The sequence below is a fragment of the Saezia sanguinis genome (assembly GCF_003991585.1).
In the GTDB taxonomy this organism is placed as follows: Bacteria; Pseudomonadota; Gammaproteobacteria; order Burkholderiales; family Burkholderiaceae_C; genus Saezia; species Saezia sanguinis.
Genome location: NZ_PQSP01000230.1, coordinates 1 through 233, shown reverse-complemented (window position 1 = coordinate 233; position 233 = coordinate 1). Strand labels below are relative to the sequence as shown.

The window sequence follows — 233 nt, the reverse complement described above, 5'->3', positions numbered from 1 at the left end:
CCGTTGAGCAGGGCGCCCACCGGATCGGACGGTAGTGCGGGGGCCGCTGCGGCGGGAACGCCCGCGGCGGGTGCGGCAGCACCGGCGGGCGCGCCCACACCGGCAGCCGTTGCCACCTGGCCGAGGAGGCCCTGCGCCGTCTCGACCATGGGGGCCGCTGCCTGGTTCACGACGCCCAGCACATGATCTGCCTGAGCGGATACGTCGTCGACGGCGCCTGAAAGGATGTCCTG

At 73.8% G+C, this 233-nt stretch carries 1 protein-coding gene; it reads right to left on the bottom strand.

Annotated elements, in window-relative coordinates:
• Positions 1-233 (bottom strand): hypothetical protein (locus tag CUZ56_RS16110; protein WP_204250992.1); only part of this gene is annotated, 233 nt, incomplete at both ends.